Origin of the sequence: Sulfitobacter sp. F26169L (assembly GCF_026410285.1) — a bacterium.
GTDB lineage: Bacteria > Pseudomonadota > Alphaproteobacteria > Rhodobacterales > Rhodobacteraceae > Sulfitobacter.
Genome location: NZ_JAPMLP010000006.1, coordinates 114,612 through 137,912, shown reverse-complemented (window position 1 = coordinate 137,912; position 23,301 = coordinate 114,612). Strand labels below are relative to the sequence as shown.

The following is a 23,301-nucleotide window of genomic DNA, read 5'->3' as shown; positions in this document are numbered from 1 at the left end:
CGCCCTTCGTGATATGTCTCACAAGAAAGGCGAAACGCAAAAGGCATTTATAAAAGCCTGTTTAGGCTTAACAGCTCAAGAGGTCATTCCGTTTCAACCGGTGCCACGTCTTTCAGAGCGCGTAATATGGGCGCACTGATGTCGCTGACGTCAAGCTCGTAGTCTTTTGATTTATATTGCGGAATGTGGGAAACAAAGTCAGCGCTGACACCATCCGCAGAAACCCGATCCCATCCCAGCAGCTTGGTTCCGCTTTCGTCGTAGCGTGCCGTATCAGCCCATGCGGCCGTCCAATAAATCAGCGGGTCAAAATAAGCGCCGCGCCCCTTTGCATCATAATCAATTTTTGAGAGCCGCATCTGACCATCTTCATGACCTTCATACTGGCGAAGCTGATGTTCGGGAAAATCGATCGAGATCATTGCCGGGGCGCTGTCATGGACACCGTTATTTGCGAAAACTCCAACGTCGACGCGCGACATGCGGCGTGTTTTACTCTGATCCCCAAGCGGGTCGGGTTCCGTCCATGGATCATGCCAGTCGATACGAATTTTCGCCTCGCGGCCACCCGGCCCCTGCGGCTCAATCGACACCCGCTCTGGGTCTCCCCGCAACAGTCGCCACTCGAAGGTCAGCGGTTTGTCTGTATGCGCTTTTGTGTCCTCGGCGGTCACCAAAAGCTCTCTTTTCGAAGCGAAGCTGCGCCATATCCGCCCGATCGCGGCGGGCGTGTCTAAAAAGCGCTCATCCAGCCCTGCTAGCCCCGCAGACGGTAGAAAATCCTCTTGGATGACCCGCAACTGGACAAGTGGCGGAACATCTTCGGGGCGCAGTTTAGATGCCTGCTCAACCATCCGGCCTGCCTGAACAAGCCGGCCCTGGAATGCTGCGGGATGGGCAGTGCCTGTCAGGTAATCTTCGCGCGACGAAACTGACTTTAGATTGCGGCGCAGGATCATCTGCACGGTTGGCGCAATCAGACCGGTTTCACGCAGGAACACAAACGTGTCGGCAGGCAGAGCTGCAAGAGTCAAAGCAATGGCATTGAGAAAGACCTTGTCAGACCCCGACGACCCCTGACTGATAATCGTGTATGGCCAGTTGATAGGATAGAGGTCCGCATCGTCGTGATCGCGATGTTCGGGATAAACATAGATGTGATTGTTCGCATAAAGCATGGGCGTGATTTGCCGCCAAAACGGATTAGTCATGGCAAGACGCGGCAGGCTTCGCGGCGCAGGCCCATTGGTGACCGCTGTCGAAGAATTTCCGAATACCACCGCCGGAAAGACAATCCGTCCGGCCAGGCCAGCATCCAAATTGTCGGATTTTAGCTCCGGGCCATATTTAAGATGCGCAAGGGCGGGATAATCTGCAAGCTTGAGGCTGGAATGACCCCGATCCCTGTTGTCGTAGATGATCTGATTGAACCCATTGATGGCGTTTTTGCTCATCAAGAATCTCAGTAGACGCACGCCGTCTTGCTTGTTTGCAGGCCCGAGGATCGGCAGGTTTGTATCAGTTTCGGGCAGGGTGAGGCCTGTCGCAGCCCAAATGCCTTGGTTTATTCGTGTAAGCCCCTGTTTGGTAATAGTTATTTCATCAGCATAGGTCGGCGGCGCAAGCCAAACGGCGGCAAGTGTGAGACTGAACAGGGAAAGCCATCGATGCATGTCATTAGATTGGCAAAACCTATCCGGGATGTCCATCCTCACAAGAATTCGATTGACAAATTGGCAAGAATCTTACGAACTAGAGACTTATAGTTGGGAAAACTTTATGAAGAAACCGTCCATTTACGCGATTTTGCTGTCTTTTGCTGGAACTTTTGGAGCAAGCGCGGATACAATTGTGTTCGATCCAGGCCAAGCCGGCGCTGATACGATCTCAGATTTCGGATTTTCGACTTTCACTAATCTGGATCTTAACCAAGATGGTGTTGATGATATCCAGCTGGGCATCGGTGGCTATTTTGACGTCGGTGGTTTTGTAAACGCACTCCTTGACTACCGTTTTATGGATGGTCCTCCACGGCCCGTTGGAATAACTTCAGCCCGTATTTCGGACGGTGCGTATCAAGGTTCTTTCGAGGCTGCGTATCAAGAGGTGTATATTTCTTCGACGAATGGTGTCGCGGATCTGTTCGAGGCTGGTGACGTGGTTGGCGCTAGTTCGTTCGGTGACGATAGCGGGTTCGAAGACCTGTTTGGTTCTACCGCAAATAACGCAATCCCTACTGTAGGCGACAGCGGTTACTTGGGCTTCCGTTTAGATATCGGTACGTCGATCTACGAAAATTTGGACGGTTATCTTCCCCGTGGGTTTATCAATGTCCCCGATAGCGTCTATGCTTTTCTCAACGTAGAACATGGTTCGATTATCTTCGGACAAGCGGGCTTCAGCAACGTCGCGGGCGCGGGTGCTGTCATACCGGGCGGCAACCCTACCACACCGGTCCCGCTGCCGGCTGGTCTCCCACTGCTGCTGGCGGGGCTTGGAGCCTTTGCTCTCGTAAAGCGGCGCAAAGCCTAAAAACCCACATCTGACTTTAAGTACAGCCGCCCATTCTGTGGGCGGCTTTTGTTATACAATACACCGTAGTATCGGCTTCACATTCAAACTGTAGGTTCCATGACCAAAGCGACGAGCATCTTCATCACCAACAACGGCCTCTCGGATCACATCGGAGTAGCGCAGGTTTTGCCGTATCTTCAGGGGCTCGCGCGGAACGGGCACGACATCACGGTGATTTCGGTTGAAGATCCGGCGAAATGGGCGGTCACCCCCCCTGCCCCGCTCTCGGCTGAAAATGACCCTTCCTGTGCAGGCGCATTGCGATTTTCTCCGGTGTTTCGCCGCAGCGGTATGGTGGGTCGGGCGCAACGGTTTTTCGTGCCCATGCAAATGCTCAAACGGCTGCGGCGGGAAATGACAACGCGCGCGACCGATCTGATACACTGCCGAAGCTACATGCCGCTTGGCCCCAGCCTCGCTGCGGCCAGGGACCACGGCGCCGCCTTGATGTGCGATGTGCGCGGGTTCTGGATTGACCAAAGGATTGAGGGTGGCGCGTGGTCGAGGAGTAACCCCCTGGACCGTGCCAAGATCGCTTACTTCCGCAAGCTTGAGGCCCGTGCCTACACTGAGGCCGCGCAGATCGTGACCCTTACCGAAGATGCCAAGGGCGTCATCGCGGCCGCCTCAAGCTATGGCGGTTGCCCCATCACGGTTGTGCCCTGTTCGGTGGATCAAGAAGCATTTGATATCTCAGCAGAGGCGCGGACGCGGGTCCGGTCAAGCCTCGGTATTTCGGATGATGCGATGGTGGTGTGTTATCTGGGGTCCAGCAGTGGTGTTTATCGAATGGACCTTGTGAACCGTGTCTATGAGGCGGCCCGTCGGCTTGTCCCTCAGGCCAGACTGCTGCTCATGGGCAATCACCAAAGTGCCGAACACGTTCGGGCTGCAACTGCACACGGTGTGACATTGGAGGAGAGTGAGGTTATTACCTGCCGCGTTCCCCATGCGGAGGTGCCGAACTACCTCAACGCGGCGGATATCGGACTGTCCTTTCAGGTCTCCACCCCGTCGAGCCTTGGCGTGTCTGCCACCAAGGTGGGCGAGTACATGGCCTGTGGGCTGCCTGTGGCCTCTAATCATGGGGTGGGTGACATTGAGAGGATTGTGCAGGATGGTCAATTTGGTGCTGTGCTGCAGAATGACAGTCAGGATGAGGTGAACCGCGTTGCGCGCGTGCTGGTTGGTTTGGCGCAATCTGGTAAACGCGCGGACATCAAGGCGCAGGGGCGCAAGCACTATTCATTGACCGAGGCCGTTGCGCGGTATGACGCTGTTTACCGGGCTGTCGCTAAAAACCGGTAACAAATCGTGCCCGAAGTCTCAGGGGGCATCACCCTTTGGAGGCGGAAACGTTCTGGGCCAAGTCAAGCATGGTCATCGCTTGCATCCCGTGACTGTCCCGCAGGGAAACGAAGTGGCGCAAAATGGCGCGCAGGTTTTCCATATTGGCCTCGGTCGCGCATCCAAAGTTATGCGGGTGCCACCAGAGGTGATAGTTCTTTCCTTGCCGGGCCGCCTCAGTCATCTCACTTTTTATCCGGCGCAGTTGCGCCTTGGCCAAGAAAGAGGACGTTGAACGCACGGGGCGCAAAAACCGTGAGGCAGGTGTGTTGATGAGGTCTGAGGTCAAATCATGCGTCGGCGTTGCCAGCGTCGATGTCAGTGGTATAGCACTATCCAAAAGCCGCAAGGCCCGCCAATGGGGGCGTTCATCCGTGCGCGCACGCGGTTGATAGAACGCCACTTTGGGATGGCCGCGAAACACAGTGATACCTGCCCTCTGGGCAGCGATTAGGTGGCTTTCGCTTTGCTGATTGCGTGGCAAGACAAGACTTTGTGTTGTGATACCCTTGGACCGCGCAATGTTCTGTGCTGCGGCCATATCGGCACCAAAAGCCTCTGCGGTGCTTCCGTCTTCAAGGCAATAGAAATGGGAAAAGCTGTGCGATCCGATTTCCTGTCTGGGCGTGCCCTCGATCTGACGGATCAGAGACAGCCCGAAATGCAACGGGTCATCTGCCTCCTCCTGCCCGACCCTGTTCTGCACATCGGCGTACGGTGACAAGTGAGGATTGGCATAGTCTGGCAGTGTCGCGGGCAAGTGGCTGAGCAGGTCCTCGCGGGTTTCGGCGAAGAGAAATCCGACCGTGGCCCAAGTGGCGGCTACGCCATAGTCTTCGAACGCACGGAGCATCTGCGGTATGGCGCGACGCCCTCCGAGGATCGCATGCGCGTAGGCTTCTTCATTCGGATTGTCGCGTATGCCCCAGCGTAGCTCAAAATCTAGAGAAATGGTGAAACTGGATGTCATTTTGAACTCGGTCTTTTGAACACGCGGCGCAGGAATTTGCGACCGAGCCCCAATGGTTCCACGATTGCAGGCCATGGATCGGCCGGCTCGTACACCGCCCAGCATCTTTTCCGCACGGGGCCTGCGTCGCTCATCCGGGGTTTGGGGAAGACCGGATGCGGTTTGAAGACATATCCGGCTTGTGTCACCTTGTCTTTGAGCCAATAGCGCCAACGCACACCGGGCTGCTGGGCGCATCCCAGCGGGGGGCCGTCAGGGTCGGCTACATCAAGGTAGGATTGTTGTACGACAGGGCATCCCGCCGCTTCGGATACCGAAAACCAGAGCGATGTGCGTGGGTTGATTTCGATGAAGTAGAGCTCGCCGGTGACGGCGTGTTTTTTCATCTCAGCCCCGAATATTCCCTGATAATCGATAGATTTGAGGAAGGTCAAAGCCATCTCGGCGGCGTCCGGCTCCTCATTGCTTTGCACAACCGAAGCCGAGCCTATCCCGCGAGGATACTGGCGCAGCTTGCGACAGGTAAAGAGCGAGGTGACCTCCCCCCCTGCCCTGAGGCTTCCGCAGACAAGGCGGATTTCGCTTTCTGGGCCTGGAATGAATTCTTGCGCGACCAGTTCGCCCGGAAAAGACGCAATCAGGGGCCACAGCGCTGTCAATTCAGCGTCATCATTGATCACCCAACCTTTTTTGCCCCGCATCATCGCTTTGTGTTCATGCATGCGGGAGGGTTTGAGCAGGATGGGAAGATTGATCTTGCTCAGCGTCTCGCGCGGTGCTCCGGGCGCAAGCGTCAGGGTGCGCGGGTATTTCAGGCCGAGTTCATCGCATTTTTCGTAAAATGCAGATTTCGTCAGCAAGAGATCGGCTGCACCGGAATGATAGCTTTTCTGGGCCAGAAAGTCCGGCCGCGGGGTCGCCGCGATCAGTTCGACATATTCGTCTGAGGAGGGCAGCAGGACCGCGGATTGCTCGCCGAGAATCTGATGCAGACGCTCAAAGACGTCAAAAGATCCGTCGTCCACAATTTTCTGCGACAGGACAGAAGACGAGAGCCCCACCTCCCCCGGCCGTCCAATGCCGATCACACAAGCGCCCAAGCGTTTGACAGTGCGCGCGATATGCAGGCCGGTGGGCGACAGGCCCATCACGACTGCTGTAGGAAGATCAGGACGGGGCATCATTAACCAGTGCTTTCACCGCATCATGGATTTTAGCTGCCTGACCGTCAATGGAAAACCGGTTTTTGACATCTTGCAGCGCAGCCTCAGCCATGCGTTGGCGTTTGTCGGGCGACTGGATAAGTTTGGTCAATTCATCGGCCCAAGAGTGTTCATTGTCGATCAAAATGCCTGTGCGCCCGTGATCGACAAGTTGCAGATTATAGCCCATGGCCGAGACAACCGGCACAACGCTGGCGGCCATGTAGGTGCGCGCTTTGCCACCGGATTTGCCCAATGACCATTGCTCGTTCGGCAGAGGCATCAGGCCGATGTCAAATTCGTGCAGCGATTTCTTTTCTGTCTCAAAAGACCAATCCCGTGTTTCCCAAGGCACCCCGTCCATCTCAAAGTCCCCCCCGCCCACCATGACCCACTTCACAAGCGGCTGCGCCTCGGCCACCTCGCGCAGCTGATCGGAAATCAGGTGCAGGTATTTGGAGGTTGAGGGCGAGCCCAACCAGCCGATCGTCACCTGCCCGTCGCCATACGTTTTTGACAAGTAGCGATTGGTGTCTTCGGCCACTTCCACCGTGATCGCCCGTCCGCCAAGAGAATTGGCCTGATCCCGAAGCCAGTCGTTGCCCGCTATTGTCAAATTTGCCATTCGAATGATATCGGCAATCTTTTGCGGCGACCGAAAGAAGGATGCGATCCGATTGTAACGGCTAGCCTTCTTGATGAACAGAGCATCGTCATAATCGAAGATGAGCCGCATCCCCCTGCGCTTCAACAGCCGTTCGATGACTGGCGGGCCGAAGGGCAAAAGCTCGCGCTGCAAGTAGAGCGCATCGGCATCCCGGTTCTTCCACACAACGGCCAATCGGCGCACAGTTGCCTTGGCTGCCATCCAGAATTTTTTGGCCTGACTGCCGCGCGAAATGCTCAATCGGTAAAGAGGTGCATCCATGAAGCTTTGAACGGCGACGTCGGTTCCAAGTTCCCTGTAGTGGTCCAGATACTGATACACGCGGTAGCGGCTGGACGCTCCCTGCTCTGGGTACTTTGTCAAAAACAGGATTTTCAAAATTTCGTTCCTGGAAAGAGGATTAGACCGTGGGGCATGGCCCTGCGCATAGATCGGACTTCGGCTATGATTCTGCAACGCAATTGGTAATTTTTCAGGGCTAAAAAGAGGTATTTTGCCCGCTTTTGCGGGTCAGAATTTGGCTTTGACAGGCATATTTCCTTTGTTTCGTGCCGATAAAATCGGCATGGCGAGACATCAAAGCGCAAATACATATATTGCGGCACTCCGCTGCTTGTGGCGAAGCTTTTCGCAGGCACAAGATTTACATAAAGGAACTGATCGAATGTCTTCTGTGGGTAATCCAACACATGGTAAAAAGCAGTTAACAAAAAAACCGTAACTAACGGTATTGACGTGAGGCACAATGGCGAACCAGCTAGGCCGAATTGACTTTCTTGTTGGGGATCATGCTCTAAAACTGAGCGAGCGTCTACAGGCGCATCGTGCTGAGCTTTTCTCCCGAATGCAAAACGGGAACTGCGGAAATTCACCTCTGGTGGACGGCGCTATTGCTCTCCGGCTGACATCCAATCCTTAAGGGAAATGCTGGGGACCGGCACCAAACAGCCGGGAACCTAGCTGCCGTGGCGGCGTGAAGGTAATCTGCGTGATCAACTTCAAGGGCGGCAGCGGGAAGACCACAATCGCGGCACACCTGTTACAGAAAATCGCGCTGGACGGGTATCGGGTGGTGGGAATCGACCTGGATCCGCAGGCGAGCCTGTCAGCCTTGCACGGTTTTCAGCCCGAGTTTGACCTGCTGGACGGTGGGACACTCTATAATGCGATCCGGTACGATGACCCCGTGCCGCCGCGTGATGTGATACAGCAGACCTATCCCATCAATATTGACACCATTACTGGCAATCTGAACCTTATGAAAGTCGAGCATGACACGCCGCGCGCGCTTATGCAGCGGCACGCCAACCTGTTTTTCGCACGGGTTGGAGATAGTTTGGCGCAGGTGCCGGATCACTATGACGTGGTGATAAGAGATTGCCCCCCTACCTTGGGATATCTGACCATGTCTGCTCTCTCAGCCGCAACTGCCGTACTTGTGACGGCGCATCCGCAAAAGCTTGACGTGATGTCGATGTGTCAGTTCCTTTTGATGATGTCGAACCTCTTGCGCGTCGTGGCCAATGCCGGCGGCGTTATGTCATCACGCGCTACGAGCCGCGTGCTGTGGCAACTTCCGCCTCTTCGTAAACCATGCCGTGTGCGCCCATCGGCGCAGTGAAAAACGGGAACGGCAGCTTGCTGCCCAGCAGATCGATAGACAGATCTACATCAGGGGATACACCGCGCAATCGCTTGGGTTCGATACGGAAATCGTCGAACGCGCGGCGGTTTTCGCGCCACGCCCATTCATCTCCCGCAGCGCCGGATACGAATTCGTAGCCGGCTTCCGGAATAACGTCCCGCGCTGCCTCCTTCACACGTTCGAGGCTGATGATATCGACAGGTTTGTCGGCAACTGACGCACCATAGGCTGTTGGCTGAACCGTTGCCGTAGCAGTAGTAGCAGTACCGGCATCCTGTGTTGCTGTTTGCGCAAGTGCCGCGCCGGAAAATGGCAAGCTACCCAATCCCAGAGCTGTCGCTCCGAGAAATCCACGTCTTGTGCTTTGCATGACGTATCCTTCCCATTGCTGTTTTTGACAACAAAAAAGTAGATCTCAGATATTAAAGGACAACAATCAGATTCCAGTCAGTAATATTTATTTCGTCGCTTTGCCCGAGCAATTCTCTGGGGCTCTCGTTGGTCGCAATCCCAGAATTGCGATTTATGCAATAGTATATGCAAATAAATGACCACTTGAACAACAGTTTTGCGCCCTAGATGTAGTTGCACATGAGAAATCATCGTTGGGAACGCGCTCCTTTCGGTGCTGTGAAAGACCGGACCGAGGTCCTTTTTTCAGCCGCAATCGCGCATCCCCTTCGAAGGTGGAAAACAGCAAAGAGGAGCTACAAATGTCCGTCAAACTCGCAATCGTCTATTACTCCAGCTATGGCACAAACCATCAGATGGCCACCATCGCCGCCGATGCAGCAAAGGCCGCCGGCGCTGAAGTGCGTTTACTTAAGGCCCGCGAAACCGCGCCCGCCGAAGCCGTCAACAGTCAGGATGCGTGGAAAAATCACCTCGAAGCGACCGCCGATATTCCGGAAGCAACCGCCGAGGATATGGAATGGGCGGACGCCTATCTGATTTCGTCGGGGACACGGTTCGGGGTCATGGCCAGCCAGATGCGCGCGTTCATTGACACGCTTGGCGGCCTCTGGGGCAAGGGTGGGCTGGCGAATAAACCCGTATCAGCCATGACCTCCGCGCAAAATCCCCACGGCGGGCAGGAATCCACGCTGCAATCCTTTTACATCACCGCAATGCACTGGGGCGGTTTCGTTGTCGCGCCCGGCTATACCGACGAGGTGATCTTTAAAACCGGCGGCAACCCTTACGGCTATAGCCACACGCAGGGCGCCGAGTTTGACGACAATGCCAAGGCAGCCATCGGACATCAGGTCAGACGCCTTGTCGAGACCGCGGCAAAGCTTGCCTGATCCATCTCCCTTAACGCTCCCGCCTGCCCCGCATCGCAGGTCGGCGGGGAAAACATCGATAAACCCCAATATGGCAAAGGAAAAGACCATGAAAACTCTTAAGAATTTGAAAAATGCAATGCTTGCTGTGACAGCAAGTGCGGCCATGATGCTCCAGCCTGCCTACGCACAGGAAACAGGTAAGCCGCTGCACCTCGAAGGGCTCAGCAAGACCCCAACGGAGGCCGCGAACAACGCGCTGTTCGATCCGACCGATGCGGTTCTGCTGCTGCTTGACCACCAGACGGGCCTGTTCCAGACCGTGAACGACATCGCGGTTGACGACCTGCGCCGCAACACGATGGCGCTTGCCAATATTGCGCAACAGGCCGACATTCCGATCATCTACACCGCCTCCGAACCAAACGGTCCCAACGGCCCGCTGATGGTGGAACTGGAAGAGTTGCTCGAGAATGACGAGAGTGCGCAATACGTCGCGCGTCAGGGCGAGGTCAGCTCGTGGGACAACGCCGACTTCGTTGAAGCGGTCGAGGCGACAGGACGCAAGACCCTCGTCATTGCAGGTGTCTGGACCAGTGTCTGCGTAGCCTTTCCCGCGCTGCAGGCCAAAGCCGAAGGCTACGACGTCTTTGTCGTGATGGACGCGTCGGGCGACGTCAGCAAGATGGCGTCGGATGCTGCGATGACCCGTATGGCAAACGAAGGCATCGTGCCCATGACCACCAACACGATCCTGAGCGAGACACACCGCACCTGGAACCGTCCCGATGCGGGCGAATGGGCCAAGCTCTATGGCAAGGTGTCACCCGGCTATTTCGCGGTGAACGAAAGCTATGGCCGCGCACAGCAGGCCGCACAGGCGTCGGAGTAATACAGGCGCGGCCTAAGATTACCTAAATGAAAATGTGGCCGCGACCCCTCGCGGCCACCCCTACGGTCATCAGAAGGAAAGAGCATGTTTCAATTTAGAAAATTCGGACTTCAATCGGTGGCTGCGGCGGCCATGATTGCGGCCCTCCCCGCCCTTGCACAGGACCAACAACCGGCAGACATGATCGTGTTGAACGCAGGTCAGGTATTTACAGACGACGAACAGAACGCCACAGCCTTTGCCGTGCGCGACGGCGTCTTTGTCGAAATCGGCACCGACGCGGACGTCGAAGCCTTTCGGGGCGAAGACACGCAGATCATCGATGCCGACGGACGCACCATCATTCCCGGCCTGAACGACTCGCACTCGCATCAGGTGCGCGGCGGCCGTTTCTTCAATCTCGAAACGCGGTGGGACGGAATTCCTACCCTTGAGGCCGCGCTGGACCTGATCCGCACCGAAGCAGATCGCGTGCCGGAAGGTGAATGGGTTCGCGTGATCGGCGGCTGGTCACCGTTTCAGTTTGCCGAAAGTCGAATGCCGACGGTGGATGAGCTGAACAAGGCGGCGCCGGACACGCCAGTGTTCGTCCTGTACCTGTATAGTAAGGGGTTCCTGAACAAGGCGGGTGTCGAGGCTTTGGGTTATACGGCCGAAACGGAAACAGCAGACGGCTCGCGCATCGAGATCCTCGACAACGGCGGCGCTATCCTGCACGCGGAACCGAACCCCGCGATCCTTTATAAAACCATCGGCACCCTACCCCAGATGTCCGAAGACGATATGGTGAATTCCACCCGCCAGTTTTACCGCGACCTCAACCGGTTCGGGCTGACATCCGCGACTGACGCAGGCGGCGGCGGGCATGTCTTCCCTAAGGATTACATCGCCACGAAAAACATCGCGGAAAATGATGGCCTGCCTCTGCGCATCACAACGTACCTCTTCGCGCAAGAAGCCGGCAAAGAAGCCGAGGATTTTTCCGAGTGGATTGCGAACAACGAAGTGGGTGAGAACGCGGATGTGCATCTGGATCACGGCTATGAACTGGATGGCGCGGGCGAGTTTCTTGTCCACAGCGTCGGAGACTGGGAGAATTTTCTCGCCCCCGCTCCCGACCTCGCCGAACGTGCTGCCAACGGTCAGGATCCACGGGGCGATCTGCATGAGGTGACCACCATGCTGGTCGAGGCCGGTTGGCCCCTACGCCAACACGCGACCTATGGCGACAGCATCGCGCTGATCATGGATGTCTTCGAACAGGTCGCAGAGGAGCAGGGGAAATTCGCCCCTCGCTGGGCTATCGATCATGCCGAAACCGTCCGCGATACAGAGCTTGAGCGGATCAAGGCACTGGGTGGCGGGATCGCCATTCAGAATCGTATGGCCTTCGCGGGGGAGTACTTTGTCGAACGCTACGGGGCCGAAGCGGCAAGTGCCGCACCTCCCATCCGCAAGATGCTGGATATGGGTATTCCGGTCGGTGCCGGTACCGATGGTACCCGCGTCAGCAGCTACAATCCATGGCCCTCGCTGTACTGGCTTGTGACGGGCAAGACGGTGGGCGGCCTTCAGCTTTGGGACGAAGCGAACACGCTGAGCCGTGAAGAAGCGTTGCGCATCTTCACGCAAGGCAGCGCATGGTTCTCGCAGGAGGAAGACGTGAAAGGCAGCATCGCGGACGGCATGTACGCCGACTTCGCTATCCTGTCCGACGACTACTTCTCGGTTCCCGCGGAGGAGATCAAATCGCTGGAGGCGGTACTGACCGTGACTGGAGGCAATGTGGTATATGCGTCAGACGCATTTGCCGATCACGCGCCGGAGCCTTTGCCTGCGGTGAGCCCAGAATGGTCGCCGGTCGTTACGTATCAGGAAAGTCTGAACGCGCGTTGAAGCAATACCAGCCGCCTCATGCTTTCGGCAGGGGCGGCTGGTGCAGATCAACACCGCAGACACAGAAACGCCGAACATCCAGACGAAAGAACCAGCCACAGCGAGACACAAAAGGAGTGTGGTATGATCTCTCTCACCGACAAAATCTCTTTCGTGATCGGTGCCGCCGGCGAAACCGGCCCAACGACCGGCAAGGTATTGGCGGATTTAGGTGCAAAGGCCGCTTTACCCAGTCTTCACGATAGCGGCAAATGATCTGGGCGAACGTGTCAGCTTCTATGCGATGGACGTAACCGGCGCCGACGACAAATTACCTGAAGGAGACTTGGGACAAGGGTATCGACATCGACCAGACCGGCGTTTTCCTGACCGCCTAACAGGCCGCGCGGCGCGTGGAAAAGAGCGGCGGCGGCGCGATTGTGTTCACACCCTTCGTTGCGGAAATTTCCATTGCGCATCCGGTACGGCATATCGCTTACGGCGCGTCCAAGGCCGCCGTTGTACACAAGGCGGCGCAAATCGGGGTGGAAAGGGTAACCAGAAATACCCGTGTGGATGCCATGGTTTTCGCCTGTGTCGATAGATCCATTCCGGATGGAATAAAAAATGGATGATCCCGATATGTTCAATGAACGGGTTGGGGCCATGCCGATCAAACACATTCTCCAACCTCCAACCAGAGAAAATCGCAAACCTTATCGCCTTCCTTTCGTCTGACGCAGCCAGTGCCGTAACTGGCGCCATGATCGCGGCGGACGGTGGATACTCAAATGCCGGAACGCTATGTTGCGCGTAAATTCCCATGGCAGACCAGAAAACGGAGTCCGAAATGTCGACCTTATCAGACACACCCGCCCGCTATGGCCCGATCAGCAAATGGCTGCATTGGGGGATGGCACTACTGTTCGCGGCACAGTTTGTTTCTGCCGCTTTACGTTGGTGGCTACCACGGGATCACGCCGTGCGGGACTTCTTCTGGAGCTATCACACGGATCTGGGCGTCGCGCTTTTGCTTTTGGTTCTGCTCCGAGGTGCTTGGGGACTGATGAATATCAAAAACCGCCCTTCGGTCCATGACGGATTGATCGGCAGGCTTGCGACCGTCGGGCATCTGGCGATTTATGCGCTGATGGTGGTTGTTCCCCTCATCCGTGTCATCGCAGCCGCGGGCAGCGACCGGGGGTTGAGTTTTTTTGGGCTTCGGATTTTTCCGGCGCAACAGCCCGAAATCACCTGGCTCACGTCTTTTTCGGAGTGGCACGGTGAGTTGGGCTGGATCCTCGCTCTCTTGATCGTCGGGCATATCACGATGGCGGTCGGCTGGCACCACCTCATCAAGCGTGATGGATCATTGCAGCGCATGACGCGCTGACCCTCACTCCCAAACAGTCGAAGGACCATCTCCCATGAGAAACACAGATCGCACAAATACAGGACACCGGGTCGTGATCGTGGGGGGTGGTTTCGGCGGACTGGAGACCGCCAAGAACCTCAGCGGCAGCGGGTTGGAGATCAGCGTCATAGATCAACGCAATCACCACATCTTTCAGCCATTGTTGTATCAGGTAGCAACGGCCTCTTTAGCGACCTCCGAGATCGCCTGGCCCATCCGCTCCATTCTGGCGCGCAAGAAAGATGTCACAACGATGTTGGGCACGGTGACGGGGGTTGATGCTGATGCGCGCCAGGTGCTGCTGATGAACGGGATGCGCGTGCCCTATGACACGCTGGTTCTGGCCACTGGTGCGACCCACGCCTATTTCGGCCGTGATGATTGGGCACCACACGCACCCGGCCTCAAAACGATTGAGGACGCGACCACCCTGCGCCGCCGGATTCTGTCGGCATTCGAAAGGGCCGAGATGAGCCATGACCCGGCAGAGCGCGCCAGCCTGATGACATTTGTCGTCATCGGTGCAGGACCGACGGGTGTCGAACTTGCGGGCACGATTGCAGAACTATCGCGCAGCACGCTTCCAAAAGAGTTTCGCAGGATCGACACCCGCGAGGCGCGGATCATCCTTCTCGAAGCAGGGCAACAAGTTCTTTCCGGCTTTGCGAAGAACCTGTCGCACTATGCCAAGACATCGCTGGAAGGCCTTGGTGTCGAGGTGCAGCTGGGGGAGGCTGTAACGGAGATCGACGCAGCAGGCGTTACCGTTGGCGCGGAACGGATCGAATGCGAAACGATTATTTGGGCTGCGGGGGTCAAAGCTTCGCCCGCCGCTGATTGGATGCAGGCCGATGCCGACCGTGCGGGTCGCGTTCTGGTGACCGATCACCTGACTCTGCAAGGGCACCCGGACGTGTTTGCCATCGGTGATACCGTCAATGTCGCGGGGCCGGGTGGCAGACCTGTACCGGGTATCGCCCCGGCGGCCAAACAACAGGGACAGTATGTAGCACGCACGATCAAGAAGCGTCTGCGCGGGCAGGACACCAAGCCCTTTATCTACCGTCACAAGGGCAGTCTGGCCCAGATCGGTAAACGCAGCGCGATCATCGAGTTCGACAAGGTCCAGCTGAAAGGCTGGCTAGCATGGTGGATTTGGGGTGTAGCGCATATCTTTTTCCTGATCGAAATGCGCGCACGTGTGTTAATAGCCGTGAACTGGCTTTGGACACATACGCTCAACCGGCGCGGCTCACGACTGATCACGCAGTCGGAGAGCAGTGCCGATCGAAAGGATGCGCCCGACGGTCGCTTGTAACAGCCAGCGGCTGTTTCTCCTATTCGAACTTCATTTCCGACACTTCGCGCAGATGCGCTTCGAAAAAATCGGTGAAGGTGGCGACCAGTGGCGGCAGGACCTCGTAGGGTGGGTAGAACAGTGTCAGCCAAAGCGGCGCGACAGACCAGTCCTCCAACACCGTCACGACCTCGCCCGCAGCGATACCGTCGTTAACGATGAAATCCGGCAGCAGTGCCATCCCGTTGCCGGATTTGGCCAAAGAATACAGAAAATCCCCGTTGTTCGAGATGATGTCAGAGCCTGCGTGAACCGTGCGTTTTGACCCGTCCTTGCTCAGCGCCCATGTCTCGGCGTTACCGTCCGAGGCGTAAGACATACAAAAGCGCCGCTCCAATCCATCCGGGTCTGACGGTTTTTGCGTTTGCTCGAACAGGTAAGGGGCAGCCACGATTTTCCGCGGAACCTCGCATACCTTGCGCCAGATCGTCGACTTGTCAGGGGGTGGCGCCGAAACACGGATGGCCAGATCGCAATCCGCCTCGACAATGTCGATCAGCTCGTCCGTTAAGGTGATGTCGAGCGATATATTCGGATAGGCTAGTCGGAAACTCTGGATGAGCGGCGGCAGCAGCCGCAAACCAAGTGACATCGGTGCGTTGATCGCCAGCCGCCCCTTGTCGGGGCGTGCCGCGCGGGTGATTTCATCGGTCACCAAGTCGAAATCCTTGACGACGGGGCCGAACCGGGCGGCCACAAGCGCACCGGCACTTGTCAGTGATACCTGTCGCGTTGTGCGAACAAGCAACTGCTGGCCCAACTCCTCTTCGAGTTTTGCAACAATCCGTGTGACAGACGCGGGCGTCATATTCATGCTGCGCGCTGCCGCTGCAAAGCTGCTAAGCTCTGCTACCTTGAGAAAAACGCGAACGGGTTTGATATCCTGCATTTGGCTTTATTGCACTGTGAACAACAGTGAATGCAATCCTCTTTCTATTCTGAACAATCAGTTCTTGCCTTACCTCTTGAGCAACACAGATTGCTGAATGGGAAGGCACTATCATGATCAAGGACATCAAAGGTCTGCATCACGTCACATCCATGGCGGGGGATGCATCCGAGAACAACGCATTCTTTACCAACACGCTCGGCCTGCGCCGTGTTAAGAAAACAGTCAATTTCGACGCGCCCGAGGTCTATCACCTTTACTACGGCGACGAGGTCGGCACTCCCGGCTCGGTCATGACCTATTTCCCCTTCGGCAACATGCCGAAGGGCCGTCGTGGCACTGGCGAGGTTGGCACGACTGAATTTGCCGTGCCCGAGGGTGCGCTGCCGTTCTGGAAAGAGCGCTTGGGCAACTATGGCGTTACCGGCCTGCAAGAGAACAATTTTCTCGGCGAGAACCGCTTGCAGTTTGACGGCCCCGATGGCGACGGCTTTGCGCTGGTCGAGTCCGAGGTTCGCGGCCGCACCCCATGGACCGGAACCGACGTCCCCGAGGATGCGGGCATCCTGGGTTTTCACGGTGCGCGTTTTTCGCTACGCGATGCGGCAGCCACGGGCGAACTGCTGGGCTTTATGGGTTATCAAAAGGACGAGTCCGCCGACGGCATCACACGCTACCGGATCGAGGGAGGCAATGCCGCCGACATCATCGACCTTGAGGAGCTATCAGGCGCCAAGACCGCCGGTCAGGGCGCAGGCTCGGTGCACCACATCGCCTTTGCGGTCGAAAACCGCGAGAAGCAACTTGAGGTGCGTCGTGCGCTGATGGACACGGGCTATCAGGTCACGCCGGTGATCGATCGCGACTATTTCTGGGCGATCTACTTCCGTACACCGGGTGGCATCCTTTTCGAGGTGGCCACAAACGAGCCCGGCTTTGACCGCGATGAAGACACCAAACATCTGGGTGAGGCGCTGAAGTTGCCTGATCGCTACGAGCCGCACCGCGCCAAAATCGAGGCGCTGCTGCCACCGCTGAATGCATAAAGGAAAGGTGACATGTCGACCGATAGCTATCAGGCACTGACCATGGCACCCGACGCGGGCGTCGTTTCGCGACGCGGCGACGTGAGTGAACAAGGAGCACAAGTCGCGACCGAAGTTCATGGCGGTGGCTATGACCTGCGCTAGGCTGAACTGATCACACTGCAAAAACTGCTCAACGCCGCCTGATCGCGGCGTTGGCACATACCTCGGCCAAAGGAGGCTGGCATAATTCTCATCCATCAAAACGCCGTTAAGGGCCATAACCCGTTAAGTTGGCTGAACAGCAATCTTGCGTTCTCCTTAAGCACACTTGAGATCCCCAACCGGATAGAGTCCGCAACCCTGCAGATATTGAACGGCGATACCATCACCCAAAAATCCGGATTTGCGACAGGCAATTAGAGGATATAGATATCTTGAATTACGGCGCTGAGGTTACGCTGCCTCATGAGGACGGTCAGGGCAATGTCGCCCTGATTTCTTCGGACGAGGCGCAGCCGATGCCGGTAAGTGGCGGCGCGACCGGAAAGCGTCTGGTGCGCTGGCTAATGGGGCTGCCAACAGGAGCAAGAAAATGGAGGTTTTGGGCCTGCGGACCGGAGGGTGCGACATGAAGTTGACCGACAGTGGCCGACCGGAGGTGACAGCCATGGCCCATGGCAAGGTGCTGGCGACCGGCTTGTCCACCGTTATCATAGGGCGGAACAGCGAGGCTGAACAGGTGACCAGTCTCAACAGCCTATGTGTTGTTTTGGGGCCGAATAGCAGCCACGCGCACGAGGTCCGCAATAACATGAGCTACGATATGGAGTCGCGCTGGGAATACGCGCTCTTTGGCGCTGACGATGCTGCGGCGTCAGGCGTTAAACCCACCCGCGCAACCTTTGACGAAACTCTCAGCCCCTGCAACATCAAGCGCTTCAAGGCGCTAGGAGGCGGTCAACCCGTGAAAAAAGGCACGGATGCGACCCGTGTGGCCGGCTCTGGCCCTTGTGTCGCGTTGCACTGGCCGACAACAGGCAGGATCGTGCAGAGCCTGACGCTCATCGGCGGGAAAAACCATCTCATCCGCGAAGAAACGCTGGCAATTTGGACCACAGGTTCGGCGTGGTTCTCGAACGAACAGGGTATGGACGGCATTCTCAGGCTCGGCACGATCGCTGATCTTGCCGTTCTCTCTGATAATCTGATGTCGGTGCCGTATGACCATATCCGGTCGATCACCTCGGTGCTGACCATCCCAGGTGGGAAGATTGCTTTCGATGATGCAGAATCCGCCGCGCAAAGCCACGATTGGGCCATAGCCGCCATCTTCCCGCTGCACCACTTGCCCCGGCTTCCACCGATATGCGCGCTTGTCACGACGGCGGCGCATCGGGGTACCAAAAACGCCGTCACGAACACAGCATCGCATGGGCCAACCCGATCCCTGTGCCCGAAAAGGGCGCGCTCCCGGGCGCGTCGGGCTGTTGATGTTTTGTCGAATGAACTGAAGGAACATACAATGCCTGATCTAAAGATTGCGCTTGCCGAAACAAAATCGAATGGCCGATATCGCGGCACTCCTGGTGGGGTCGACGGTGTCGCAGACAAGGTTATCCTGACAGCCACTGACAGCATCGATGGTCACGCCGCCGCCCGTGCGGTTGGTCGGCGCATTGTGCCGGGCGCTCCCTACATCAAGGCCTTCGCCAAGAAGCATTCCGAGGACGTGGCAAATGTCATCCAGTGATGAAACCAGAATCGTAGGGGCGTTCTCGCCGTTCGCGCACACGGCCTTTGCACTGTTGTGGACGGCAACACTGATCTCCAATATCGGGACCTGGATGCACGATGTGGGCGCGGGCTGGCTGATGACCACGCTCGATCCCACGCCCGCCGTTGTGACGTTGGTGCAGGCCGCGACCACCCTGCCCGTTTTCCTGTTTGCCCTACTGGCCGGTACGCTGGCCGACCGGTTCGACAAACGGCGCATGCTGATCATCATCAATCTGGTTATGGCCGTGGTGGTATCTGCGTTGGCAATACTTGTGTGGCAAGAACGCATGACGCCGATCCTGCTGATCCTCTTCACCCTCGCCATCGGCACCGGTGCCGCGTTTATGGCGCCTGCGTGGCAGGCGGTGGTTCCCGGCCTGATCCCCCGTGACAAGCTCAAGCCCGCCATTGCCCTGAACTCGATGGGTATCAATATCAGCCGTGCCATCGGCCCCGCTGTTGCCGGCGTCCTGATCGCGAGTGTCGGGCTTGCCTCGCCTTTCGCGCTGAATGCGGCCAGCTATATGGTGATCCTTGCGGCTCTTATTCTGTGGAAACCATCGGACCTGCCCAGCAGAAAAACCCACGGCAGCCTGCTATCGGAAATGCGCACCGGCCTGCGCCACGTACGCCATAATCCGGCGATGCTGGCCACGGCGGTCCGCGCGCTGGCATTCTTTCTGTTTGCCTCTGCCTATTGGTCGCTGCTGCCACTGATTGCGCGCAATGCCAATGGTGGCGGATCCGAACTTTACGGCATCCTGATGGCGCTAATCGGCACCGGTGCAGTGATCGGAGCGTTGCTTCTGCCGCGCCTGTCCAGACGGTTTGATGCCGATATGACCGTGCGCATCGGGACCGTTGGCACAATGGCGGCGCTCCTCGCCATGGCCCTGTCCGACGCCCCCTTCGCCCTTATGCTGGCGGCCTTTGCCGGTGGGCTGTCGTGGATTGCTGTGCTGACCTCTTTCAACGTTTCGGCACAGACGGCCCTGCCGAACTGGGTACGTGCCCGCGGACTGGCGGTCTTCCTGATGGTGTTTTTCGGATCGATGTCTCTGGGCTCCGTTGTCTGGGGTCAGATTGCGACGATCCTGTCGATCACGGCGGCGTTGATTATGGCTTCAGCGGGCTTGCTGCTGGGTATGGTCGTCACCCGAAAATTCACTGTCGGTCAGGGCGAAGGTATGGATCTTGATCCAGCCTCCGCATGGCCGAAGGCACCGCCGCTGGCTGAGGGGCAAAGCAGCGACCGCGCGGCAATGGTTTTGGTGACCTACAAAATTGAGCCCTCTGACCGAGATGAATTTGTTGCCCTTCTGCAAGACTTCTCGAAGGAGCGGATGCGCGATGGCGCAATGCGATGGGACATCACCCAATGCGTCGAAGAGCCGGAGATGTGGACGGAAGTGTTCCACCTGCCGAGCTGGGCGGAGCATCTGGAACAACATGCACGCGCGACGAAATCCGACATTGATCTGCAGGACCGGATCAAAAAACTGGACCGCCACGATGGCGGACCCGTGGTGCGACACTACCTTAAACCAGACTGAAAAAATCAGGAGACCCCGATCTTGAGCTGGCAGCCAACGCAAAACCCCGAATGTCCTGACGCGGACGAAAGCGGCCTAGAGACGCTGATCATCCCTCCCGCCCGCGATCTGGATCGTACAAGCCGAAAGGGATGGCGACAGCTATGCAGCTCTCTTTGACCAGCAGCACCGTGCCGATCGCGGTCAGCACCTGCGCCATTGCCGATACGGCTTCGTCGGTCGCAGTCGAATTGGAACAGGAAGGATGGCGTCACCGCGTCGACTTATACCTGTGCAGTCGACGACGCCCGACGCCTGTTCGTGAACGTTGCTTCAGGCTCGGGCACGCGGTAGGTTTTTGGCAGTTATGTTTGGTCAACCAAGAGTGGTATCGCGGCGCCGGAAAATACGCTGGGCGTTGCAGGGATGATCCGGTGTGACGCCAACGGATAACGCGAAAGACGGGCGGTCTTGTGGTGCGTCCGCCTATGCGTGCGTCTGAGGGTGCACAATTCAACGTATGAAAGGAAAGATGAGATGACACGACTTTTGGGAATATCGGGAAGCCTGCGAACGGGTTCTCTTAACACCGCTTTGCTGCGCGCCGCTCAGGATTTGATGCCGGAGGAATCCGAGCTTCATGTGGGCAGCATTGACGGCATTCCCCTTTACAATGCTGACGACGAAGCAGCGTCCGGTCTACCCCCGGCCGTCGAAAAATTGAAGACGCAGATCGCGGAGGCCGATGGCCTGTTGCTGATAACGCCGGAATATAACAATTCCATTCCAGGCGTTTTCAAAAATGCGATCGACTGGACAACGCGCCCTGCAAGCGACATCGGCAGGGTTTATGGCGGCAAGCCTGTGGCGGTGATCGGGGCGTCACCCGGCGGGTTCGGAACGATCCTTGCGCAGGATGCATGGCTTTCGGTGTTGCGGACCTTGGGTACACGCCCATGGTTCGAGGGTCGGCTCATGGTATCGCGTGCGGGCAGCGTGTTCGATGACGAAGGCGGGATGACGGATGACACGATGCGCGACCGGCTGAAGGACTTCCTCGCAGGTTTTGCAGCGTTTACCGGAAAGAAAACCGAATAAATGTCGGGCGCGTCCGGAACTCCACGGCGCGCCAGCGGTTTTTCTTCAGATGACCAAACGGTGGCCTGCAATCCGGCCGTCTTACTGGTTGAACTTCACACAAGGAAACACAGATATGCCAACGCTCTACACCATGCCTGGAACTTGTTCGCTTTCGCCCAATATTGCAATTGCGTGGCTCAATGCGCCAGTTGACGTGCATACGATGGCTTATGGCGATCACAAAAAAGACGACTACCTGTCGATCAACCCCAAGGGCAAGGTCCCTGCAGTTAAGTTCGAGGATGGCGATGTTTTGACCGAAGCCTCAGCGATTTTGGCCTGGCTTGGCGCTACCCACGGCTCCGAAGGCTTTGGCCGCGACACCGTATTGGGCCGCAAGGAGGCCGAGGCGCTGTCATACATGACATCGGAGGTTCACGCGGCCTACGGCGGCCATTTCGGCCCCCAAAACTTCGCCGCTACAGATGCGGCCGTCGAAGAGGTTAAGAAGAAAACCTACGAAAAGCTTGGCGGCCACTACGCCCGTATGAACGAAGTGCTAACCGAGAATGGTGGCGAGTGGTATCTGGGCAGACGGTCTTTTGCGGATACGTTTCTTTATGTCCTGATGCGTTGGGTGGACCAGACCCCCCTATCCTACGACGACTATCCTACGCTCAAGGAGCACATGGAGCGGATGGAGGCGGACGACGGCGTGAAACTGGCCCTCAAACGTCAGAATATGGAACCATTGGGCTGATGGCTAATCCGGACGCTAATCGCTGGCCCTCCCTGCCTTATGGCGACTGGGCTGAAACCTGCGCGGCGCTTCACCTTTGGACGCAGATCCTCGGGAAGTACCGCGTGGCTCATACACCTTGGGTTAATCACGCGTGGCACTCGACGTTGCACGTTACGCCACGCGGCATGACAACGGGTGCGGTTCACGAAACGGGCGGCTGCTTGACCGTGACACTCGATTTTGTGGATCACCGGCTGGTGGTCGAGGCGGATGGCGGCGCGCGGGAAGGGTTTGCGCTAACTAGCATGAGCATTGCAGAGTTTTTCGACCGCACGCGTACTGCGGTCGAAGACGCTGGTGGTACTTTCGAAATACACGGTGTTCCGAACGAGGTGCCCGACGCATTGCCGTTTGCGGACGATACGCAGGCCCGTCCATACGACGCAGATGCGGTCGAGAGGTTTCACGGTGCGCTTCTGCGGATCGTGCCGGTCTTCGAAAAATTCCGCAGCGGGTTTATCGGTAAGGTATCACCCACGCATTTCTTTTGGGGGTCTTTTGACCTGGCTGTGACGCGGTTTTCCGGCAGGCGCGCACCCCTGCATCCCGCGGGCATCCCGAACCTGCCCGATGATGTCGCACAGGAAGCCTACAGTCACGAGGTATCGTCGGCGGGTTTCTGGCCGGGCGGCGCGGGTGCGGATAGGGCGATGTTCTACTCCTACGCCTATCCCGCGCCGGAAGCCTTCGCCGATCAGCCCGTCGATCCGCCTGAGGCTCGGTTTGATAGCAAACTCGGCGAGTTTATTCTGTCATACGATGACGTAGCGGCCAGCGACGATCCCGAAGCGATGTTAATGGCATTTCTTCAATCAACATATGCCGCAGCAGCAAACACCGGTGATTGGGACCGTCCCGCGCTGGAATGTGGGTTGGGAAAACCGCGTGTGCCGCGGAAGATGTCACCGCCTTAGGGGACCTGTCGAGCGCCGGTTCCTGTAATCAGCAGGCCTGGCAATCCGTTACGG

The 23,301-nt window shown here is 57.3% G+C and carries 25 protein-coding genes; 19 read left to right on the top strand and 6 right to left on the bottom strand.

Annotated elements, in window-relative coordinates; translation table 11 throughout:
* Window positions 1-83 precede the first annotated feature (83 nt).
* Entirely contained in the window at window positions 84-1,673 is a 1,590-nt protein-coding gene (locus OS189_RS14180; RefSeq protein WP_267167982.1) for a hypothetical protein, read from the bottom strand.
* 28 nt (window positions 1,674-1,701) lie between these two features.
* Here OS189_RS14180 and OS189_RS14175 point away from each other — a divergent pair, with 28 nt between their 5' ends.
* Window positions 1,702-2,532, top strand: a complete 831-nt coding sequence (locus OS189_RS14175) for a VPLPA-CTERM sorting domain-containing protein (RefSeq protein ID WP_267167981.1) — start codon at window positions 1,702-1,704, stop codon at window positions 2,530-2,532.
* Between the two features lie 99 nt (window positions 2,533-2,631).
* Entirely contained in the window at window positions 2,632-3,882 is a 1,251-nt protein-coding gene (locus OS189_RS14170) for a glycosyltransferase (RefSeq protein WP_267167980.1), read from the top strand.
* A gap of 28 nt (window positions 3,883-3,910) precedes the next feature.
* Here OS189_RS14170 and OS189_RS14165 read toward each other — a convergent pair whose 3' ends face one another.
* The 3 genes from OS189_RS14165 to OS189_RS14155 are packed head-to-tail and all read right to left on the bottom strand — an operon-like array spanning window position 3,911 to window position 7,123.
* Complete coding sequence (locus OS189_RS14165) at window positions 3,911-4,891, bottom strand: polysaccharide deacetylase family protein (protein ID WP_267167979.1); 981 nt, start codon at window positions 4,889-4,891, stop codon at window positions 3,911-3,913.
* Complete coding sequence (locus OS189_RS14160; protein WP_267167978.1) at window positions 4,888-6,072, bottom strand: carboxylate--amine ligase; 1,185 nt, start codon at window positions 6,070-6,072, stop codon at window positions 4,888-4,890. Before OS189_RS14160 ends, OS189_RS14165 begins: the two co-directional genes overlap by 4 nt.
* Window positions 6,059-7,123 (bottom strand): glycosyltransferase family 4 protein, encoded by a 1,065-nt coding sequence (locus OS189_RS14155; protein ID WP_267167977.1) that lies wholly within the window; start codon window positions 7,121-7,123, stop codon window positions 6,059-6,061. Before OS189_RS14155 ends, OS189_RS14160 begins: the two co-directional genes overlap by 14 nt.
* Window positions 7,124-7,748: 625 nt before the next feature.
* On the opposite strand from OS189_RS14155, the gene OS189_RS14150 reads away from it, so the two are divergent.
* Entirely contained in the window at window positions 7,749-8,381 is a 633-nt protein-coding gene (locus OS189_RS14150) for an AAA family ATPase (protein ID WP_416237483.1), read from the top strand.
* Here the strand turns inward: OS189_RS14150 and OS189_RS14145 are convergent.
* Window positions 8,311-8,775 (bottom strand): alpha-hydroxy-acid oxidizing protein, encoded by a 465-nt coding sequence (locus tag OS189_RS14145; RefSeq protein ID WP_267167976.1) that lies wholly within the window; start codon window positions 8,773-8,775, stop codon window positions 8,311-8,313. The two genes, OS189_RS14150 and OS189_RS14145, sit on opposite strands and share 71 nt — an antisense overlap.
* 343 nt (window positions 8,776-9,118) lie before the next feature.
* Between OS189_RS14145 and wrbA the strand changes: the two genes are divergently transcribed.
* The 8 genes from wrbA to OS189_RS14105 all read left to right on the top strand — a co-directional run bounded on the left by wrbA (window position 9,119) and on the right by OS189_RS14105 (window position 15,187).
* Window positions 9,119-9,709, top strand: a complete 591-nt coding sequence (gene wrbA, locus OS189_RS14140) for an NAD(P)H:quinone oxidoreductase type IV (RefSeq protein WP_267167975.1) — start codon at window positions 9,119-9,121, stop codon at window positions 9,707-9,709.
* Window positions 9,710-9,797: 88 nt separating this feature from the next.
* Window positions 9,798-10,580 (top strand): isochorismatase family protein, encoded by a 783-nt coding sequence (locus OS189_RS14135; RefSeq protein ID WP_267167974.1) that lies wholly within the window; start codon window positions 9,798-9,800, stop codon window positions 10,578-10,580.
* Window positions 10,581-10,664: 84 nt separating this feature from the next.
* A complete protein-coding gene (locus OS189_RS14130; protein WP_267167973.1) occupies window positions 10,665-12,476 on the top strand; it encodes an amidohydrolase in 1,812 nt (603 codons plus the stop codon).
* Between the two features lie 123 nt (window positions 12,477-12,599).
* On the top strand, window positions 12,600-12,731 hold the full coding sequence (locus tag OS189_RS14125; RefSeq protein WP_267167972.1) for a hypothetical protein: 132 nt from the start codon (window positions 12,600-12,602) through the stop codon (window positions 12,729-12,731).
* Between the two features lie 137 nt (window positions 12,732-12,868).
* Window positions 12,869-13,090: a Rossmann-fold NAD(P)-binding domain-containing protein gene (locus OS189_RS14120; RefSeq protein ID WP_267167971.1), complete on the top strand. Its 222-nt coding sequence runs from the start codon at window positions 12,869-12,871 to the stop codon at window positions 13,088-13,090.
* The gene (locus OS189_RS14115) at window positions 13,087-13,272 is read left to right on the top strand and encodes an SDR family oxidoreductase (protein WP_323380232.1); all 186 of its coding nucleotides are present in this window, start codon (window positions 13,087-13,089) and stop codon (window positions 13,270-13,272) included. The genes OS189_RS14120 and OS189_RS14115 overlap by 4 nt, the downstream gene beginning before the upstream one ends.
* A 6-nt stretch (window positions 13,273-13,278) precedes the next feature.
* Complete coding sequence (locus OS189_RS14110; RefSeq protein WP_267167970.1) at window positions 13,279-13,848, top strand: cytochrome b; 570 nt, start codon at window positions 13,279-13,281, stop codon at window positions 13,846-13,848.
* A gap of 34 nt (window positions 13,849-13,882) precedes the next feature.
* Entirely contained in the window at window positions 13,883-15,187 is a 1,305-nt protein-coding gene (locus OS189_RS14105; protein ID WP_267167969.1) for an NAD(P)/FAD-dependent oxidoreductase, read from the top strand.
* A gap of 19 nt (window positions 15,188-15,206) precedes the next feature.
* Here OS189_RS14105 and OS189_RS14100 read toward each other — a convergent pair whose 3' ends face one another.
* Complete coding sequence (locus OS189_RS14100) at window positions 15,207-16,115, bottom strand: LysR family transcriptional regulator (RefSeq protein WP_267167968.1); 909 nt, start codon at window positions 16,113-16,115, stop codon at window positions 15,207-15,209.
* A gap of 113 nt (window positions 16,116-16,228) precedes the next feature.
* Here OS189_RS14100 and OS189_RS14095 point away from each other — a divergent pair, with 113 nt between their 5' ends.
* The 8 genes from OS189_RS14095 (at window position 16,229) to OS189_RS14060 (ending at window position 23,247) form a co-directional block, all read left to right on the top strand.
* A complete protein-coding gene (locus tag OS189_RS14095; RefSeq protein WP_267167967.1) occupies window positions 16,229-17,161 on the top strand; it encodes a VOC family protein in 933 nt (310 codons plus the stop codon).
* Between the two features lie 12 nt (window positions 17,162-17,173).
* Window positions 17,174-17,305: a hypothetical protein gene (locus OS189_RS14090; protein WP_267167966.1), complete on the top strand. Its 132-nt coding sequence runs from the start codon at window positions 17,174-17,176 to the stop codon at window positions 17,303-17,305.
* A gap of 272 nt (window positions 17,306-17,577) precedes the next feature.
* The gene (locus OS189_RS14085; RefSeq protein ID WP_267167965.1) at window positions 17,578-17,775 is read left to right on the top strand and encodes a hypothetical protein; all 198 of its coding nucleotides are present in this window, start codon (window positions 17,578-17,580) and stop codon (window positions 17,773-17,775) included.
* A complete protein-coding gene (locus OS189_RS14080) occupies window positions 17,772-18,893 on the top strand; it encodes an amidohydrolase family protein (protein WP_267167964.1) in 1,122 nt (373 codons plus the stop codon). Before OS189_RS14085 ends, OS189_RS14080 begins: the two co-directional genes overlap by 4 nt.
* On the top strand, window positions 18,880-20,472 hold the full coding sequence (locus tag OS189_RS14075) for an MFS transporter (RefSeq protein WP_267167963.1): 1,593 nt from the start codon (window positions 18,880-18,882) through the stop codon (window positions 20,470-20,472). Before OS189_RS14080 ends, OS189_RS14075 begins: the two co-directional genes overlap by 14 nt.
* A gap of 516 nt (window positions 20,473-20,988) precedes the next feature.
* Window positions 20,989-21,549 carry an NADPH-dependent FMN reductase gene (locus OS189_RS14070; protein ID WP_267167962.1) on the top strand — a complete coding sequence of 187 codons (561 nt, stop codon included), beginning with the start codon at window positions 20,989-20,991 and terminating at the stop codon, window positions 21,547-21,549.
* 115 nt (window positions 21,550-21,664) lie between these two features.
* Entirely contained in the window at window positions 21,665-22,291 is a 627-nt protein-coding gene (locus OS189_RS14065; RefSeq protein WP_267167961.1) for a glutathione S-transferase family protein, read from the top strand.
* A complete protein-coding gene (locus OS189_RS14060) occupies window positions 22,291-23,247 on the top strand; it encodes a DUF5996 family protein (protein WP_267167960.1) in 957 nt (318 codons plus the stop codon). Before OS189_RS14065 ends, OS189_RS14060 begins: the two co-directional genes overlap by 1 nt.
* Window positions 23,248-23,301 lie beyond the last annotated feature (54 nt).

Coding starts and splice junctions, on each gene's coding strand:
- OS189_RS14170 (WP_267167980.1), top strand. CDS start 2,632: ATGACCAAAGCGACGAGCATCTTCATCACCAACAACGGCCTCTCGGAT.
- OS189_RS14180 (WP_267167982.1), bottom strand. CDS start 1,673: ATGCATCGATGGCTTTCCCTGTTCAGTCTCACACTTGCCGCCGTTTGG.
- OS189_RS14110 (WP_267167970.1), top strand. CDS start 13,279: ATGGCAGACCAGAAAACGGAGTCCGAAATGTCGACCTTATCAGACACA.
- OS189_RS14125 (WP_267167972.1), top strand. CDS start 12,600: ATGATCTCTCTCACCGACAAAATCTCTTTCGTGATCGGTGCCGCCGGC.
- OS189_RS14100 (WP_267167968.1), bottom strand. CDS start 16,115: ATGCAGGATATCAAACCCGTTCGCGTTTTTCTCAAGGTAGCAGAGCTT.
- OS189_RS14090 (WP_267167966.1), top strand. CDS start 17,174: ATGTCGACCGATAGCTATCAGGCACTGACCATGGCACCCGACGCGGGC.
- OS189_RS14095 (WP_267167967.1), top strand. CDS start 16,229: ATGATCAAGGACATCAAAGGTCTGCATCACGTCACATCCATGGCGGGG.
- OS189_RS14070 (WP_267167962.1), top strand. CDS start 20,989: ATGACACGACTTTTGGGAATATCGGGAAGCCTGCGAACGGGTTCTCTT.
- OS189_RS14130 (WP_267167973.1), top strand. CDS start 10,665: ATGTTTCAATTTAGAAAATTCGGACTTCAATCGGTGGCTGCGGCGGCC.
- OS189_RS14115 (WP_323380232.1), top strand. CDS start 13,087: ATGATCCCGATATGTTCAATGAACGGGTTGGGGCCATGCCGATCAAAC.
- OS189_RS14075 (WP_267167963.1), top strand. CDS start 18,880: ATGTCATCCAGTGATGAAACCAGAATCGTAGGGGCGTTCTCGCCGTTC.
- OS189_RS14135 (WP_267167974.1), top strand. CDS start 9,798: ATGAAAACTCTTAAGAATTTGAAAAATGCAATGCTTGCTGTGACAGCA.
- OS189_RS14080 (WP_267167964.1), top strand. CDS start 17,772: ATGAAGTTGACCGACAGTGGCCGACCGGAGGTGACAGCCATGGCCCAT.
- OS189_RS14160 (WP_267167978.1), bottom strand. CDS start 6,072: ATGCCCCGTCCTGATCTTCCTACAGCAGTCGTGATGGGCCTGTCGCCC.
- OS189_RS14065 (WP_267167961.1), top strand. CDS start 21,665: ATGCCAACGCTCTACACCATGCCTGGAACTTGTTCGCTTTCGCCCAAT.
- wrbA (WP_267167975.1), top strand. CDS start 9,119: ATGTCCGTCAAACTCGCAATCGTCTATTACTCCAGCTATGGCACAAAC.
- OS189_RS14060 (WP_267167960.1), top strand. CDS start 22,291: ATGGCTAATCCGGACGCTAATCGCTGGCCCTCCCTGCCTTATGGCGAC.
- OS189_RS14165 (WP_267167979.1), bottom strand. CDS start 4,891: ATGACATCCAGTTTCACCATTTCTCTAGATTTTGAGCTACGCTGGGGC.
- OS189_RS14145 (WP_267167976.1), bottom strand. CDS start 8,775: ATGCAAAGCACAAGACGTGGATTTCTCGGAGCGACAGCTCTGGGATTG.
- OS189_RS14105 (WP_267167969.1), top strand. CDS start 13,883: ATGAGAAACACAGATCGCACAAATACAGGACACCGGGTCGTGATCGTG.
- OS189_RS14175 (WP_267167981.1), top strand. CDS start 1,702: ATGTCCATCCTCACAAGAATTCGATTGACAAATTGGCAAGAATCTTAC.